The organism is Methanobrevibacter ruminantium (genome assembly GCF_016294135.1).
GTDB classification, from domain to species: Archaea; Methanobacteriota; Methanobacteria; order Methanobacteriales; family Methanobacteriaceae; genus Methanobrevibacter; species Methanobrevibacter ruminantium_A.
Map to the genome: position 1 here is coordinate 1 of NZ_JAEDCO010000017.1, position 15,899 is coordinate 15,899.

At 31.6% G+C, this 15,899-nt stretch carries 20 protein-coding genes; 17 read left to right on the top strand and 3 right to left on the bottom strand.

Features of this window, described 5'->3' with window-relative positions; all coding sequences use genetic code 11:
• From VW161_RS05210 to VW161_RS05230, 5 genes are all read left to right on the top strand, one after another.
• Positions 1-968: MnmC family methyltransferase (locus VW161_RS05210; protein WP_325192764.1), on the top strand; the 968-nt coding region annotated here is incomplete at its 5' end.
• A 4-nt stretch (positions 969-972) separates the two neighbouring features.
• Entirely contained in the window at positions 973-1,500 is a 528-nt protein-coding gene (locus VW161_RS05215; RefSeq protein WP_325192765.1) for a flavodoxin domain-containing protein, read from the top strand.
• Positions 1,501-1,693: 193 nt separating this feature from the next.
• The gene (gene tgtA / locus VW161_RS05220; RefSeq protein WP_304089043.1) at positions 1,694-3,694 is read left to right on the top strand and encodes a tRNA guanosine(15) transglycosylase TgtA; all 2,001 of its coding nucleotides are present in this window, start codon (positions 1,694-1,696) and stop codon (positions 3,692-3,694) included.
• A 91-nt stretch (positions 3,695-3,785) separates the two neighbouring features.
• Positions 3,786-4,130 carry a nascent polypeptide-associated complex protein gene (locus VW161_RS05225; RefSeq protein ID WP_304089041.1) on the top strand — a complete coding sequence of 115 codons (345 nt, stop codon included), beginning with the start codon at positions 3,786-3,788 and terminating at the stop codon, positions 4,128-4,130.
• Positions 4,131-4,354: 224 nt separating this feature from the next.
• On the top strand, positions 4,355-6,163 hold the full coding sequence (locus VW161_RS05230; RefSeq protein ID WP_304092846.1) for a YhgE/Pip domain-containing protein: 1,809 nt from the start codon (positions 4,355-4,357) through the stop codon (positions 6,161-6,163).
• 117 nt (positions 6,164-6,280) lie between these two features.
• Here the strand turns inward: VW161_RS05230 and VW161_RS05235 are convergent, their stop codons facing one another.
• Complete coding sequence (locus VW161_RS05235; protein WP_304089037.1) at positions 6,281-7,192, bottom strand: pyrroline-5-carboxylate reductase family protein; 912 nt, start codon at positions 7,190-7,192, stop codon at positions 6,281-6,283.
• A 332-nt stretch (positions 7,193-7,524) separates the two neighbouring features.
• Positions 7,525-8,376, bottom strand: a complete 852-nt coding sequence (locus VW161_RS05240) for an alpha/beta fold hydrolase (RefSeq protein WP_325192766.1) — start codon at positions 8,374-8,376, stop codon at positions 7,525-7,527.
• A gap of 146 nt (positions 8,377-8,522) precedes the next feature.
• Between VW161_RS05240 and VW161_RS05245 the strand changes: the two genes are divergently transcribed.
• The 12 genes from VW161_RS05245 (at position 8,523) to VW161_RS05300 (ending at position 15,523) form a co-directional block, all read left to right on the top strand.
• On the top strand, positions 8,523-9,743 hold the full coding sequence (locus VW161_RS05245; RefSeq protein WP_304103153.1) for an FprA family A-type flavoprotein: 1,221 nt from the start codon (positions 8,523-8,525) through the stop codon (positions 9,741-9,743).
• A gap of 347 nt (positions 9,744-10,090) precedes the next feature.
• The gene (locus VW161_RS05250; protein WP_304092840.1) at positions 10,091-10,411 is read left to right on the top strand and encodes a hypothetical protein; all 321 of its coding nucleotides are present in this window, start codon (positions 10,091-10,093) and stop codon (positions 10,409-10,411) included.
• Positions 10,395-10,775 carry a DUF2283 domain-containing protein gene (locus tag VW161_RS05255; protein WP_304092837.1) on the top strand — a complete coding sequence of 127 codons (381 nt, stop codon included), beginning with the start codon at positions 10,395-10,397 and terminating at the stop codon, positions 10,773-10,775. Before VW161_RS05250 ends, VW161_RS05255 begins: the two co-directional genes overlap by 17 nt.
• Before the next feature lie 31 nt (positions 10,776-10,806).
• Positions 10,807-11,040 (top strand): hypothetical protein, encoded by a 234-nt coding sequence (locus VW161_RS05260; protein ID WP_304089215.1) that lies wholly within the window; start codon positions 10,807-10,809, stop codon positions 11,038-11,040.
• Positions 11,041-11,109: 69 nt separating this feature from the next.
• Positions 11,110-12,384: a tetratricopeptide repeat protein gene (locus tag VW161_RS05265; RefSeq protein WP_304089217.1), complete on the top strand. Its 1,275-nt coding sequence runs from the start codon at positions 11,110-11,112 to the stop codon at positions 12,382-12,384.
• A 167-nt stretch (positions 12,385-12,551) separates the two neighbouring features.
• Positions 12,552-12,692, top strand: a complete 141-nt coding sequence (locus VW161_RS05270; protein ID WP_304089219.1) for a hypothetical protein — start codon at positions 12,552-12,554, stop codon at positions 12,690-12,692.
• Between the two features lie 157 nt (positions 12,693-12,849).
• The gene (locus tag VW161_RS05275) at positions 12,850-13,167 is read left to right on the top strand and encodes a hypothetical protein (RefSeq protein ID WP_304092828.1); all 318 of its coding nucleotides are present in this window, start codon (positions 12,850-12,852) and stop codon (positions 13,165-13,167) included.
• Positions 13,168-13,220: 53 nt separating this feature from the next.
• On the top strand, positions 13,221-13,544 hold the full coding sequence (locus VW161_RS05280; RefSeq protein ID WP_304089223.1) for a hypothetical protein: 324 nt from the start codon (positions 13,221-13,223) through the stop codon (positions 13,542-13,544).
• A 217-nt stretch (positions 13,545-13,761) separates the two neighbouring features.
• The gene (locus tag VW161_RS05285; protein ID WP_304089225.1) at positions 13,762-14,007 is read left to right on the top strand and encodes a hypothetical protein; all 246 of its coding nucleotides are present in this window, start codon (positions 13,762-13,764) and stop codon (positions 14,005-14,007) included.
• Between the two features lie 307 nt (positions 14,008-14,314).
• Complete coding sequence (locus VW161_RS05290) at positions 14,315-14,752, top strand: hypothetical protein (protein WP_325192767.1); 438 nt, start codon at positions 14,315-14,317, stop codon at positions 14,750-14,752.
• 285 nt (positions 14,753-15,037) lie between these two features.
• Positions 15,038-15,220 carry a hypothetical protein gene (locus VW161_RS05295; RefSeq protein ID WP_304088469.1) on the top strand — a complete coding sequence of 61 codons (183 nt, stop codon included), beginning with the start codon at positions 15,038-15,040 and terminating at the stop codon, positions 15,218-15,220.
• A gap of 42 nt (positions 15,221-15,262) precedes the next feature.
• Entirely contained in the window at positions 15,263-15,523 is a 261-nt protein-coding gene (locus tag VW161_RS05300) for a hypothetical protein (RefSeq protein ID WP_325192768.1), read from the top strand.
• Positions 15,524-15,577: 54 nt separating this feature from the next.
• Here the strand turns inward: VW161_RS05300 and VW161_RS05305 are convergent, their stop codons facing one another.
• Complete coding sequence (locus VW161_RS05305) at positions 15,578-15,841, bottom strand: transcriptional regulator (RefSeq protein WP_304092819.1); 264 nt, start codon at positions 15,839-15,841, stop codon at positions 15,578-15,580.
• Positions 15,842-15,899 lie beyond the last annotated feature (58 nt).

Sequence of the window (15,899 nt, forward strand, 5' to 3'; positions counted from 1 at the left end):
ACATAGCTATTCTAGACATCTGTGCAGGACTTGGTTACAATTCATCAGCAGCTATTGATGACTTCATTAAAAACAGTGATGGGACTACAAGACTGCATATAGACATGCTTGAAATATCCAAGCCAACCCTTGCAGCTGGATTGATGGTTCCTTCTCCAATAGAAGCTCATGACATCACCAAAAAGGCAATAGAGCAATCATTAATTGATTGTGAATATGCATCATTGGAACTTGAAAGCACAGAAATTCCATCCAATATTGACTTGAAGATTCATATTGATGATGCAAGGCAAGTCATACAAAAACTGCCTGATGCCACTTATGATGCAATATTTTTGGATCCTTTCAGCCAAAACATGTCTCCTGAATTGGTGTCCGTGGACTTTTTCAAGGAGTTTGGAAGAGTGATTAAGGAAAATGGAATTGTCTGTACATATACTTCATCCGCTCCTGTAAGAATGGGTTTTATTGAAGCGGATTTTTATGTATCCTTAGGTCCAATCTTCGGACGTTTCCAAGGTGGAACATTGGCATCACCAAATCCTAAAAATCTTACCAAATCACTTCCAAAGAATGATGAGATAAAGATGGCATTGTCTGATGTTGGAATTCCATTTAGAGACCCAAATCTAAACTTATCCTCTAAAGAGATACTTGACAACAGGACTGAAGAAAGGCATAATGCTCGTCACAATACCAAAATATCCTCTGCAGTCAAGACTCCAATATTCTTAGGCCAAGAGATGGATGATGAACCATTGAAGAGGAGAGTTGAGAGAAACCTAGTGAAGATGAACATTCCAGGGGTTCTGTCAAAAGAGGCATTCTATATTGTAGAGCCTGAGAAAGATTATAAAGAGGAGTATTTGGAAGATAATAATACCCGAACTCGTGTTCTGGAAATGATGAGCCGTTTGGATGAGATTAAAAATAAAGGGATCATGTCCATTATAGAAAATGGGGAATGAAATCATGAAAATAATCATTTATGCTTCACAATATGGATCAACAAAACAATATGCTGATGAGTTGTCTAAAAGAACTGGCATTGAAACTGTGGAATACACTGAGGTTATAGACATAAATCAGTATGATACAATAGTTTATCTAGGACCTTTATATGCTGGAAGCATCATGGGTCTAAAAAAGACCCTAAATAAAATCAGGAATGTTCAAGATAAGAAACTTATCGTTGGATCCGTTGGATTGGCAGACCCTAATGATAAAAGGAATAGGGAAGAGATCATGAATGGAATAAAGGAACAGGTTCATGGATGCATTTATAATAAGGCAAGAGTATATTTCTTGAGAGGTGCAATAGATTACTCTAATCTTAATCTAAAGCACAAAACAATGATGGCTTTTATCCATAGGAAAGTAAAAGGAATGAATGAAGAGGAAAAGACTGCAGAAATAAATGCGGTTATTGAAACATATGGAAAAAATGTCAGTTATATTGATTTTGATGCTTTGAATCCAATAATCGATGAAATTCAATAGGTATTTTGGATGCCTTGAATCCAATAATCGATGAAATTCAATAATCTATTTCATTAAAAAACTTTTTAAACTAATAAATTAATATAAGATATATAAATCTATTTTTTTATATTTTTAAAAGATTTTAGCATATTTACCAATTTTAAGGATTTATTTAATTTACTTTTTATTATTTAGCAAGGATGAGAAAATCATGTTTGAAATTAAAGCAAAAGATATGAGAGGGAGAGTGGGTGTCTTAAAGACAAAGCATGGAGATGTCAAGACACCAAACTTGATGCCTGTAATCCATCCAAGAAAACAAACCATTAATGTTAAGGATTACGGTGCAGATATTGTAATCACAAACGCTTATTTGATTTATAAGGATGAGGACTTAAGCAAGAAGGCATTGGATGTCGGATTGCATGAGCTCATCAACTTTGATGGTCCGATCATGACTGATTCAGGTTCATTCCAATTGTCTGTCTATGGTGATGTAGACATTACAAACAAGGAAGTAATCGAGTTTCAGGAAGCTATTGGAACCGATATAGGAACTTCCCTTGACATTCCAACTGGTCCTTATGTAGATAGGGAAAAGGCTGAAGAAGACCTTGAAATTACAATTGAACGTGCAAAAGAGGCTATCAGTTATGTTAAGGATAACGATTATGAAATGAAAATTAACTCTGTTGTTCAAGGATCAACATATCCTGATTTGCGTGAATACTGTGCAACTGAATTAACCAAGCTTGATGCAGACTTGTATCCAATTGGAGCAGTGGTTCCTCTTATGGAAATGTATCACTATAGGGATCTTGTTGATGTGGTAATGCATTCAGTTAAATGCTTGCCTGATTCCAAGGCACGTCATCTTATGGGTGCAGGACACCCTATGATCTTTGCCCTTTGTGTTGCAATGGGTTGTGACCTTTTCGATTCAGCAGCTTACATCTTGTATGCAGAAGGAGACAGGTTCCTCACTACAAGAGGTACAATCAAGCTTGAGAACATGACAGAAATGCCTTGTTCCTGTGAAGTCTGTTGCAAATACACTCCAGATGACTTAAGGGCAATGCCTAAGGAAGAAAGAGTGAAACTTATAGCTCAACATAACCTTCATGTAAGCTTTGCAGAACTTAGGCTTATCCGTCAAGCCATTGCTGAAGGAAGCTTGATGGAACTTGTAGAGGAACGTTGCAGAGCTCACCCTATGCTTCTTGATGCAGTGAGACATTTAGGTGAGTACAGTGAAGACTTGGAAAAGTATGACCCTAGAAGCAAGAAGTCTGCATTTTTCTACACTGGTCCTGAATCATTGAAGAGAGCAGAGGTTACAAGACACTTAAAGCAATTGGAAAATATGGACAAAAAGAAAAGCCTTGTTGTCCTTCCAGCTTATAGAAAACCTTACAGCAAGTACTTGTCAAACAGCTTTAAGGAATTCCTTGTTTATGCAAAGGATGAATCCAAAGGTGAAGATGATCCTTGCATAATTGACAATAAGGAAACTGATTTCGCTGTTTTGGACATTCCATTCTGCTTGATTCCACTTGAATTGGATGAGGTTTATCCTTTAAGTCAAAGTGATGCCCCTAAGATTCATGACAAGATTGCTGTTGAGTTTGTAAGAGACTTTTTAGTTGATTTTGCAGAAAATTATGATAATGTATTGATTCATCCTAAGGTCTTGGATGAGCTTGAACTTGATTTCATTGAAGAATACCCACATCCTGAAGAAATCAAGTTTGAAAAGGATGACATCAAGAAATTAAAGGCAATCGCTGATTATCAGTTCGGCCATGGCGCTGGAGATGCATTATTCACTGGAAAGATCAAGATTGAAAAGAGTAAAAAGACAGGTAAGATTAGACATGTCTTTGATAAGAATCAAAATATTGTAAATATGAGAGCTTCTGACAGCTTTTTGATATTATCCAAGTTAGGTGCAAAAAGACTTGCAACCCTTGATGGAATGAGAAACAAGGTAATGATTGACAATAGCGTTGAATCCTTTGCTCGTGATGGAAAAAGCGTTTTTGCAAAATTCATAATTGATTGTGATGAAAACATAAGATCAAATGATGAAGTCTTGATTGTAAACGAGGAAGGAGAGCTATTGGCATTCGGTAAAGCTCTTTTAAATCACAAGGAGATGCTGGACTTCAAGACAGGTCAAGCAATCAAAACAAGAAAAGGATTTAAAAAATAAAAATTATTATATATTCTAATTTATAGAGTATAATTAAATAAAATTCAAAAAAATATGATTATTGTTTTAATAAAATTTTAGAGGAAATATTATGATACCTGGTATGAACCCAAAGCAATTAAAGAACATGCAAAGACAAATGAAGAAAATGGGTATGGACATGAAGGAAATTGAAGGTGTCCAAGAAGTTATTATTCGTTGTGATGATAAGGATTTAATCATTTCACCTGCAGATGTAAGCTTAATGACTGTTATGGGTCAAGAAACCTATCAAGTCACTGGAACTGCAGTTGAAGTTGAAAAAGAAATTGAAATTCCACAAGAAGACATTGAAATGGTTGCTAACACTGCTGGTGTAAGTGCTGCAGATGCTGAAGAAGCATTAAGAGAAACTGGTGGAGATTTAGCAGAAGCTATTTTAAAATTAAATAGTTAATAAATTTCAATTTTCCAATTCATTTTCTATTTTTTTAATTTTTCTTTTTTAATTCTTTATTAATTCTTTTTTTAATTATTTCTATTTTTGAGTTTCACTATTTTTTTAAAAGCCTTTTACTTTTTTATAACTTAACTATATTAATTATTAAATATAAATACTACTAAGTACATAAAATTTAATAGATTATACAGATTTTTTTTTATAAAATTGTGAGGTTAAATATGAGAGAATTAAATTTAGGAAGTGGGCTAGGTAATGTACATGAACTTCTTAAGAAGGATTTTAGGGATGTATTCACTAAAAATCCAATTGTTGTCTTGACATTGCTTGCCATTATAATTTTACCTTCTTTATATGCTCTTATAAACATTCAAGCTTGTTGGGATCCTTACGACAATACCGGAAATCTTGAGTTTGCAGTTGCAAATTTGGATAAAGGTGCAACATTTGATGGTGAAAAAATTAATGTAGGGGACCAACTGGAAGATGAATTGAAAAGAAATGATGATTTCTATTGGACATTTGTAAGTGAAGATGAACTGCGGGAGGGGGTTAATAATGGAACGTATTATGCTGGAATTGTCATTCCAAAAAATTTCAGCAGTTCAATCAAATCAATTACCTCTGATGACCCTCATTCTGCAGAATTGGAATATATTGTTAATAGAAAATCCAATCCAATGGCTTCTAAATTAAGTGATTCTGCAGCAAGGGCGGTTTACAATAAGGTCAATGCAAAGATTGTCCAATTCATTAATGTTGCTGCATATGAAAAATTGGGAGACTTGCAGTCTGCACTTGCATCAGGGGCAAGTCAAATGTCATCTGGTGCTGGACAATTAAGTGCAGGTGCTTCAAAAGTCCAATCTGGGGCTTCCCAAGTTAAATCTGGAGCAAATGATTTGAAAAAAGGAGCTAATGATCTTTCTGCAGGTTCTTCTCAAGTCAAAGATGGCTCTTCACAGATTTCATCATCTGCAAATCAGATTTCTGCTGGTTCATCTCAAGTGCAGGAATCTGCAAAGCAATTAGACAGTTCTGTTGATGAAAGTTCATTGCCTGATCAGATTAAGCCAGTTGTGCATGGTTCTAAGGAATTGGCTAATGCAAGTTCTGATTTGGCTGGGGCTTCAAGCAATCTTGCACAGGGCTCTTCAAAATTAGCAAATGGTTCAGTTGATTTGGCTAATGGTGCTTCCAGTGTTGCAACTGGTGGTTCTCAATTGGCGGATGGTTCTGTAAGCTTGGCTGCAGGTTCTGCATTGCTTGCTAATGGTGCTTCTTCTGCATTGTATTCCGCTTCAAGCGGTCTTGCAGGTGCAGCAGATTCTCTTTCAAGTATAACCGGTGTGAATGAAAGTGAAGTGGGAGAGTATATTTATTCTCCAGTTGTCTTAAAGGAAAATGAATTATATGCTGTTCCAGATTATGGTTCTGAAGTCGCTCCGTTCTATTTGGTTTTATCCATGTGGGTAGGGGCAATAATTACTTGTGTGATGCTTAGGACCGGCCAGTCAACAGGAACCAAATACACTCCTTCTGAAATGTACTTTGGTAAGCTATTGATTTTCTTGGTTATGGCAGTTTTAGAAACTACAGTGACTCTTATCGGTGCATTTATATTGGGAATCAAAATGACCAATCCGTTGCTATTTGTGCTTTCGGCTTATTTCATTGCCTTGATATTCATGCTGATTTGTTATTCCTTGATTTCTGCATTAGGTCATATTGGAAAAGGATTAGCTGTAATTTGGCTTGTATTCCAAATTTCAGGTACTGGAGGTATTTATCCTATTCAATTGATGGGGGAATTCCTTCAAGTGGTCAGTCCATATATGCCAATGACTCATGGAATCACTTTGCTTAGGGAAACTGCATTAGGATTGATTTGGTCTAATTACATTCCATCATTCTTGATATTGATTGCTATGGGTGCTATAACATTGGTATTAGCATTGGTAGTGAAAATGTTTGCAGATAAAAGAGCGCATTGGTTTGAAGAAAAATTAAATGAAACTGACTTGTTCTAACTAGTCATTTTTATTTATTTTTTTTATTTTATTTTTTAAAAGAAGAGTTACTATTGTCTATTTTTTTTATTAAAAAGAGTTTATTTTTAAAAAAGAGTTTAAAAAGAGCTAAATTTACTATTTTTTAAGATATGTTTTATTCATTTCATCATTAACTTCATCATATCTACTTAATAATGTTTTGATTAATGCTTTGCTAATCTTATTGAATTTTTTATCCAATAAATCCACTCCCTCTTGAGTGATTCCTCCTTTAGTGGCCACCTTATTGATTATGTCTTCATTGGATAATCCTTGGTCGTCCTTTAGCATTGCAGTTCCAATCACTGTCTTTAAGATCATATCCTCTATTTCATCTTGGGATATGTTTGATGATTCGCTGCAAGTTTGAGTAAACTTCTTAATCATCATTGCAATGAATGCAGGTCCGCAACTGCTGATTATTGTACTAATTTCTAATTCATTATCGCTTGGGTCGAGATTGTTTTCCTCTTCATTGAAGTAAATTGGATTGTCAATTCTCCTAACGTAACTGAATTCATTGAAAAGGTCTTCAACAAAGAGTCTTTCCTGAAGTTCAACTTTGGAATTGTGCTTAACGAGTGTAACTCCTTTTCTTCTTGCCAGTGAACTTATTGAGTTATTTGAAGTTACTGTAGAAGCTAAAGTAGGAATGACTAGACTTAACTTTCCATCAAAATACTGTTTGATGTGATTGAAGTTAAGTCCTGAACAGGTGTATATGATGTGTGTGCTTTCATTGAGGAAAGGTTTGATTTCTTCTATGATTTCCTTAAATTGAGGAGTTTTGACGGAAATAAGGATTTTTTGACATTGTGTTGCGACTTCTTTGTTATCTGAAGTAATGCTTAAATTTTCTTCTGGATATTCTTCAATTAAACTTTCAAATTTATTAAGGTGTCTATTTGAAACAATTAATTCTTCGTCATCTAATAGTAAATTAAGCTTTAGTATGTTATTTACTATCATTGAACCCATATTTCCGTATCCGATAACTCCTATTTTCATAGTTTCCCTTTCACTATGTGTTTTTTTAATTAGGATCTTAAATTTCTTTTTCCGAAATTATGCATATTATGGATTTTAAGAAAAGTCAAATCGTAATTAAAAAAATTTATTAAAACTATACAGTTATAAAATAATTCTAAAATTATTTATAACTAATATAATTTATTATTTAACTTATTAATAAACTTTATAGTTTTATTTTCGGATTTAAAGGGTTTATTCAACTTTATTTTAGAGTTATTAAACTATAATTTAGTTAAATGTAATTTAGATTATATCAAGTGGTTTTAAGGTTTTAATTAGTAGTGATGTTTTTTAAAGTGGATTCGAAATTATTCAATGATGTTTATTTTTGAATTCTCTTCGATATGGTTGTCTTTAATGAAATTGCTGATTATGGTGTTGAACAATTCATTATCAATTATGTTCCAAAGGTGGTTTCCTCTTACGATTTCCACTAACTTGGCATTAGTTAATGTGTTTTTCAAGTCTATTGCTGACTTTGTACAGTTCAAGTCTTCCTTAGTTCCATAGATTATTAGGACATTTTCCTTTTCAATGATGTCTTCATTGTCCTTTAGGCTTCCAGGAATTGTGTAATTCAATGATTCGAAAGCTATTTTCCTTTCTTCACTAACTGATCTCTCTAAGATTCTTTCAACATCATTGTAATGTTCCTTTTTGATTCCAAAATATCTCAAATATGCCTTTGTTATGAAAATGTCTGATTTTTCATTTAGGTATTCTGATTGGGCCTTTGCGAGTCCATTTGCAATGCTATCGGATTCGCTTTCCTTATAGTCTGCTATTTCAAGTCCAGATAATATGAGATTGCCTATCATTTGTGGATTTTCATTAAGTATTTCAATAGCTATTGATCCGCCGATGCCTAAAGCTACAATATTTGCTTTTTCAATGCCCTTATTGATGATAATATAATTTATGAATTCAGATATTTCAATAGATGATTTTTCTATGCTGAATTCCTCTTCTGAAATGCTTTCTCCATGATTTGGCAAATCAAGGAATATGCAGTGGAATCCCTTGAAGTGTTTATCATAATCTTCCTTTTGCCTTTTCCAAATCCATTTGTCTAATAATTTGGTATGCAAAAACAGTATTGTTTCACTGTTTTCCTCTCCAATCCCTTCATAAGCCAAATTATTGAAATGTCTTAAATTCATTATATCATCATTTTAATTTTAATATTAACTTGATTAACTAGTTGCTCTACTGTCGAACAAAACATATATATTTATTAATGTTAATGATTATATATTATATTAATTCTTATTATAATTTTTTAATCTAAAAAAGGATTAGTGATAAAATGAAGGCTGATGCATACAAAATCGTAGATAATGTTTATTGGGTAGGAGTTTTAGACTGGGATATCCGTGATTACCATGGATACAGCTTAAATGGAACTACCTACAACTGTTATTTAGTATTTGGGGAAGATAAAGTAGCTTTAATCGATAATGTTTATCCTGGAAAATCCGAACAGTTCTGGGGAAGAATTAAAGATGCATTCGAGAAGGAAGAAAGAGAATTCAAAATCGATGTAGTTATCCAAAACCACATTGAAAACGACCACAGCGGTTCCTTAAGTGAAGTTGTTGCTAAATTCCCTGATGTTGAAGTTTACTGTTCCAAAAAAGCGGAACCAGGTCTTAAGAACCATTTGCCTGAACTTGCAGACTTTGAATTCAATACAGTAAAAACCGGTGACTCATTGGATATTGGTGGAAAGACTTTCCAATTCGTAAATGCACCTATGCTTCACTGGCCTGACAGTATGTTTACAATGTTAATGGAAGATGGAATCTTGTTTTCCAACGATGCATTCGGTCAGCACATCTGCTTGTCTGAAAGACTAGACAGCGATGTGGATCCAGTCATATTGACTGAAGCTGCAAGAAAATATTACGCTAACTTGATTACCCTTTCATCTCCAATGGTTGGAAGAAAAATTGAAGAGCTTGCAAAATTAGGATTGGTGGATGTTCTTAAAATGATTGCTCCATGCCACGGTCAAATCTTCACTGACCCAAGCTTTATCCTTGACCTTTACACAAAATGGTCCACTGGTACTTATGAAGGAAACAAGATCACCTTCATTTACGACACTATGCACCATTCAACCCAAAGAATGGCTCATGCTATGGCTGAAGGTGTAATGAGTGAAGGAGTAAAAGTCAAGATGTACTTCATGCATGATGATGACAAATCCGATGCGGTGACTGATGTTCTTGATTCCAAAGCAATCTTTGTAGGTGCTCCTACCATGATGAACAATCCTTTCCCAGGTATTGGGGATGTAATGTACTACTTGAACTGTCTCAGTTTTGGAAACATTGAAACCAAAAAGGCAGTTGTCTTCGGTTCAAAAGGTTGGGCAGGAGGTTCTGCAAGAATCTTGGCAGCAAACCTTGAAGGTGCTGGATTTGAAGTCGTTGAACAAATGGAACTTGACTTCAAGCCAACTGAAGAGCAACTTGAAGAATGCTATGAATTAGGTAAGAAAGTAGCTCAAATGATTAAAGAATAGTTTTTTCACTATTCTCTTTTTTTATTTTTTTTTTTTTAAAATTTGTAATTTATTTATTTTTTTAATCAGATTTCTTAATTTTTTTAAATTTAATGTAATTCCTTATTTTTTCAATATTTTTAATATATTAAACTATTTATGTAAAAATCTAACGATAATCAATCAATTTTTTAATTTAACATCAATATTGCTTTTATTTTTAAGAAAAACTTTATATAATAGTTTAAATAGAAAATTAATTGAAAATTATCGAGTTTAGGTGATTTACTATATATTTTTCATTGTAAACTTCTAAACAATAATTTTTAAATAGAATTTTAAATAAAAATAAATTTATACGTGGTAGTTTGAGAGATTATAATATAAATGAATTAATTAAGATATTGAAATCTCATGATCCTGATGAAATATATGTTAGCCCCCATATCTTAGAAAACTGTTTTGAACGTAATTATTCTTTAAATTATGTTCATTCATGCTTGTTAGAAAAAATTCCATTATCAATTAGTAAAACGTCTGAAAATCGTTTTTTATTAATTTATCCTCATGAAACGATTAAATTTCAAGATCTTTATATTGTAATTGGAATAAATGATGATGAAAAAATAACTATAATAACAGTTTATTGTTTTGATAAAAGGAGGAGAGAACGTGAAATCAAAAGATAATATATTTGAAGTTGAATATTTTTACAATGAATCTATAGATACTTTAGGCATAAAAGTTAAAAGAGATTTTCAATATGGTCAAACAGTTGAAATGGATGAAGGCATTTTATTGGATTTTGATAGAGATAACGTTCCAACTGCATTCGAGCTGCTTAATGCTTCAGAAAAATTGAGTGTTCCTAAAGAAAGCTTTGAAAAAATGCATTGTTTTAATATGAAAGTTTGTGTTGATAAAGATTCCATTCTAATGTGTGCACTATTTGGATTTATGATTCCAAATGAAGATGATGAATATGAATTAAGTTACTTCATTGAAAATAACTTTGATTTTATTCCTACTGAAGCGGAATTGGTGATAGCTTAATCCGGATTTTCATTTCTAATAATTGTTGTAGGTGATTTCCATTAGTGAAGAGGATGACTTAAGAATGATTGAGCAACATAATCAGAAGTCAGTGGAAGAGCTGGTAGAAAACTTTGCTTATGTCTATGTCTATTTGGCTGATGGAAGGTCATATTCCATCACAAAAGAAAACAGCTTTGAATTCAAGGATGGAAAATTCCATATCTATGACAAGGATATTGAAGTTGATATAGTTGATATTGAATTGATTGAATTTTCAGATTAGTTTTTTCACTTTTAATATTTTTTAATTCTTGCTTTGCAAATGGAGTAATAATATTTTTTGAGGATAATCATGTTAGATAGAGATTTCAATAAGGATGGACAGACTTATTTTGAATTGAAAGAATACAAAATGGCTATTGAATGCTTTAAAAAAGCCATAGAAATCAATCCAGAAGATGAGGTGGCTTGGTTCAATATTGGATTTGCCTATTTTAAACTAAAGGATTACAATAGTTCAATCGATTCATTTGAGAAAGCAATTTCCCTTTTTGACCGCATATTAAATGAAAATCCTGATGATGATATGGCTAAGGAATGCAGATCTTTAGCAGAGCATATGATCAAGCAAATTTCCTCAAAAGAAGAGAAAAAGCATGAATATGTCAATATCGTAGGTATAGTTACAAAAGTTCGTGACCCTATGGAACTTAAAGAGTCCGAATGCCTTCAAATCATCGAATTCAGTGATTCATCATCTGCAATCAGGGCAATTCTCTGGAATGAAAACGCTGGTCTGGACATTAAGAAAGGAGACATTATCGGAATACAAAATGGTTTTGTTGAATATGACAGCGAAGAGTCAGTGGGATACAGAATCAATACAGACGAAAATTCAAGAATACATGTCAATCCTAAATTGGAAGATGGATTGGTTCAATTTTTAAAGGAATCTGTTGACATTTCATTGACTGATATTAAGGATATTGGAGAAGATTCAACAGAAATCGATATTTTGGCTAGAGTAATCACATTGTTTGAAACTTATTCATTTAAGACTAAGGATGATTCAGGGATTGTCAGATCAGCTATTCTTGCAGACAATACTGGAACCATTAAAGCCTTCTTTTGGAATGAGAAAGCTCAAGTTCCAACCATATCTAAAGCATATAAGATTGAAAATGCAATAGCAAGACAAACTGATGACGGTATGGAACTTCATATAGGTCAAGGTTCAAGGATGATTGATGGGGATAGTTTGTCCATTGAAGAAAGGGCTAATCTAAAATCATTTGAAGAGCTTGAAAGCTTATTATATGCTTCTAAAAGCATAAAGGACTTGAAAGAAAATGATATGAATATTAAAGTCATAGGAAAAATAATTGATGTTCAAGACACTTTTGAGTTTGAAGAAAACGGAAATGTATTTTTAGTTAGGGTTATTGAGATTGAAGATGATACCGGATCCATAAAAGTTAATTTATGGGATGAAATGGCTGACTCCATATATGCGGAGGGAGAATTTATCAAGATTCAGAATCCAACAGTTGTTTATAATAAAAATACGTCTAATTTGGAGTTAAGTGTTGGGGATAATTCTAATATAATTGATGCTTCTTTCAAGTAAATGGCTCTTATTCTCACTTAGCCAAATCTTTTTCATTTTTCGTCAATCCAGACGGGTAATTTTTTATCATTCTTTTTAATTTTATTTAATCTTTTTTTTTTTAAAAAATCATAAAATTCCAAACCTTTATATGTGACTGTGACCTTATACTTTTTGGACGTGAAATTGTGATTGTTATGGGTGATATGATTAAAGCTGTTATAAAGAATTTTGATTCAAAATCTGGAGTCTCTTCCAGATTATCCTTTTGTCCTATTGGACATAACAGTTCTATTTTTAAAACCATGATTGGAAATGGGAAATTCTAGAATAATGCTTTTATTTATTTTATGATATCTTTAGTTATTAGCAGCCTTAATAGCATTATCTTTAGAAAACTATTGATTAACATCATATTCGTTTAATTTTATCATATTAATGCACTATAGCAAGAAGAATTAAAAAAATAATATTTGGAGGTAAACAATGAATATAAGTGAAAAGATAAAAGAAATGCAAGATGATTTCGGAAAATATCATGTGACAGAGAATAATGAAGAGGAATGCAAATTGGAAAATATGATTATGCTCATACTAAATGATCACGGACATTCAGGTCCTGGCAAAATCATTGGAGAAAGCGATGAATTTTTGGATTTCATGTTTTATAAAAAGGAAGGGTCTATCTTTTCTCTCAGCATAAAAAAGGAACACATTTGTGGTTTGTCCATTTTGCATAAGACTATTGATGAAGAAATATCTAAAAGGGAGAATGCTGGACCGTCTAAGGCTTTGTATCAATGATTTTATTTATTATTTATTATTTGTTTATTATTTGATGATTGGAGGTAATTCTTATGAATTTTAGTGAAAAAGTAGCAGAGATTGAAGGAAAAGTAAAGAGTTACAATTTAGAGATTGAAGGTGTGGAAAAGATTCCTGCAGAAGAGATGGTTAGGGTAATGCTAGACGAAGGGCAAATGCTTGAGCCTTGCAGAATCATTGGTGAAAGTGATGATTTTATTGATTTCATGGTTGTAGATTTGGATAAGGGTCCTGTTTTTTCCATTTCCATAAATAAGGAAAGAATTGTTGGATTCGGTACTTTCTATAAACCTTTAGATGAGTTGTCCAATTCTGAAGAAGAGGAAAATACTGTGCCTGCATCATTGTATATGTAACTTTTTTTCTTTAAACTCTTTTTTTATTTTTTTATTAATTTTAAATCTGTTCTCTTATTTTTTGATTATTTTTAAAATAATAGTAGTTATTGTAAATTTTTGTTTTTATTAAGTAGGATTCTGTTACTTTATTCAGTTTTTTCATTATTAATCAGTTTAAAGTATCAAAATATAAATATTAAAATTAACAAACTATGTTTTAAAGGAGTTGTTATTAATGAAAAAACAAAATGTATTTGCTTTTCTATTATTAGCAATCATTCTTTTAGCTGTCGTTGCTGTCAGCGGATGCATTGGTGGATCTGGTGGTGATGATTCTGCTAATGATGCATCTGGAGATTCCGATGATTCAAGCGATTCTGTAGATAATGATGACAATGACGATGATGACAACGATAAAGACGATAAAGACGACAAAAATGATAAAGACGATAAAGACGATAAAGATGATGATAACGATTGAAGGCTTTAGTTTTTGATTTACAATCATTTGAATTGTTCTAACCTTTATCAAAAAATTTTACTGTTTTTTATTATTTTTTTAAATTTTTCATTATTTTTTTATTTTTTATTCTTCAACTTTTTTTCATAATCTTTAATTGAAAGATATTTTTAAAGTATTCTTCAACTTTTTTTCATAATCTTTAATTGAAAGATATTTTTAAAGTATTCTTCAACTTTTTTTCATAATCTTAATTGAAAGATATTTTAAAAACTCTTATTAACTAATAAGATAAATATTATATTAACTAAGATTAAGGTGAGAGAAAATGAATATGAGAAAAATCCTTATTTTGCTCGTTTTGCTTGTTGCAGTTGTAGGATTTACAATGGGACAAGCATGTGCTGCTACAACCACTATTAAAATGGGTAAACATAAAGATGTTGGCAGTAAAGATAGGATCTTGACTTTCTATCAGCCAAAAGATGCACAAAATGCTAAAGGGGTATATGCAGCTATCTTTTACCATGATAAGAAAAAAGGTGATGACTTTAGACCTCACACTTATGTATTGAGAAAGATGACTGTTTACTACAAAAACAAAAAAGGAAAAGTAATTACAAGAACAGTTAAGCCAAAAAATATCAGCGGCCTTATGTTACTTTCCACTAAAAAGATAAGTGGTTACACTCCTTACAAGTCTAAAATTACATACACTAAAATGACTAAAAAAGAGAAAAACGTTATTATGAATCCTCTTTTCTAATTCATTTTTTTAAATTTTTTTTATATGGTTTTTTTAATTTTTTAATTTTTTAGCTATTTTTATATTTTTTTATTTAATAGAAAAAGTTCTTTTTTGGATGATTTCATATAAATTAAAAACATTTATATACTTCCATGTTTTTATATTGTATGAAAGGTATTTACAATTGTTTTTTAGATGATTTAATGTGTCCATAATACTTTTAAATTTTAAATCATCATTATGCCAATTATTTTTGTTTTTTTAATATTGTTTATTCAATTATTTTTTAAAAGGAGGTTTTATATGAAAAATGTGTTGAAAAATAAAAACGATTTTATTGGAGATGAAGGTGCTTATGCATCTGTGGTTAAATTAAGAGAATCAATGTCTGAACTTTATGGGGTTAAAAAAGGCATTTCAATGCCTGTGGTTAAATTTGGATTTCATAATTCCTTTATTTTTAATGAGGTGCGAAATGATTGCTGATTAAAAAAAGTATAAGTTAAGTCTTTACTTTGAGGTAATCTCATGACTTATGAAGATGAATTTTCCATAATTCTCAATTCAATTGCTAAACTCTCAAGTTTAGGTTTTAAGAAGTGGTTTGCAAATATGGATGAAATTGATGATGAAAAGTCGAATTTGAGAATTTTAGGAATTTATCATAATGAACTCATAATAGCTTATGATTATATTTTGCCCACTGAAGAATGTAAATTTATATTAAAATTATTATTTGAGTCAGATATTAATTTTGTTTATATTTCAGGGTTCATTGAGTTAAAATAAACATTACCCCTTTTTTTATTTTTTTATTTTTTCTTAAGAATATCAATTTTATTTTCACTCTAAATACTTCAAGACCTCTTTTGCCAAATCTGTATTTTGATATAGCCTGCCCTTTTTCACTTTTTCATTTATGCAGATGACCAATCCTTGCTTTTTCAATGAGCTTAATACATTAGATGCGTGACTTGTTCTGATGTCAAGATGTTTGGCTACTTCTGAGGGCATCTTAAGCCCTTCTCCTATGAATTTCAAAGTTTTTGTCCTATATGGAGACACTTTTACAAATCCTACAATCTCCATTAATTTTTCATTATTCATATATTAATATTGTATTAATAAAACAATATATTTATATAAACAAAATATATAAATTATA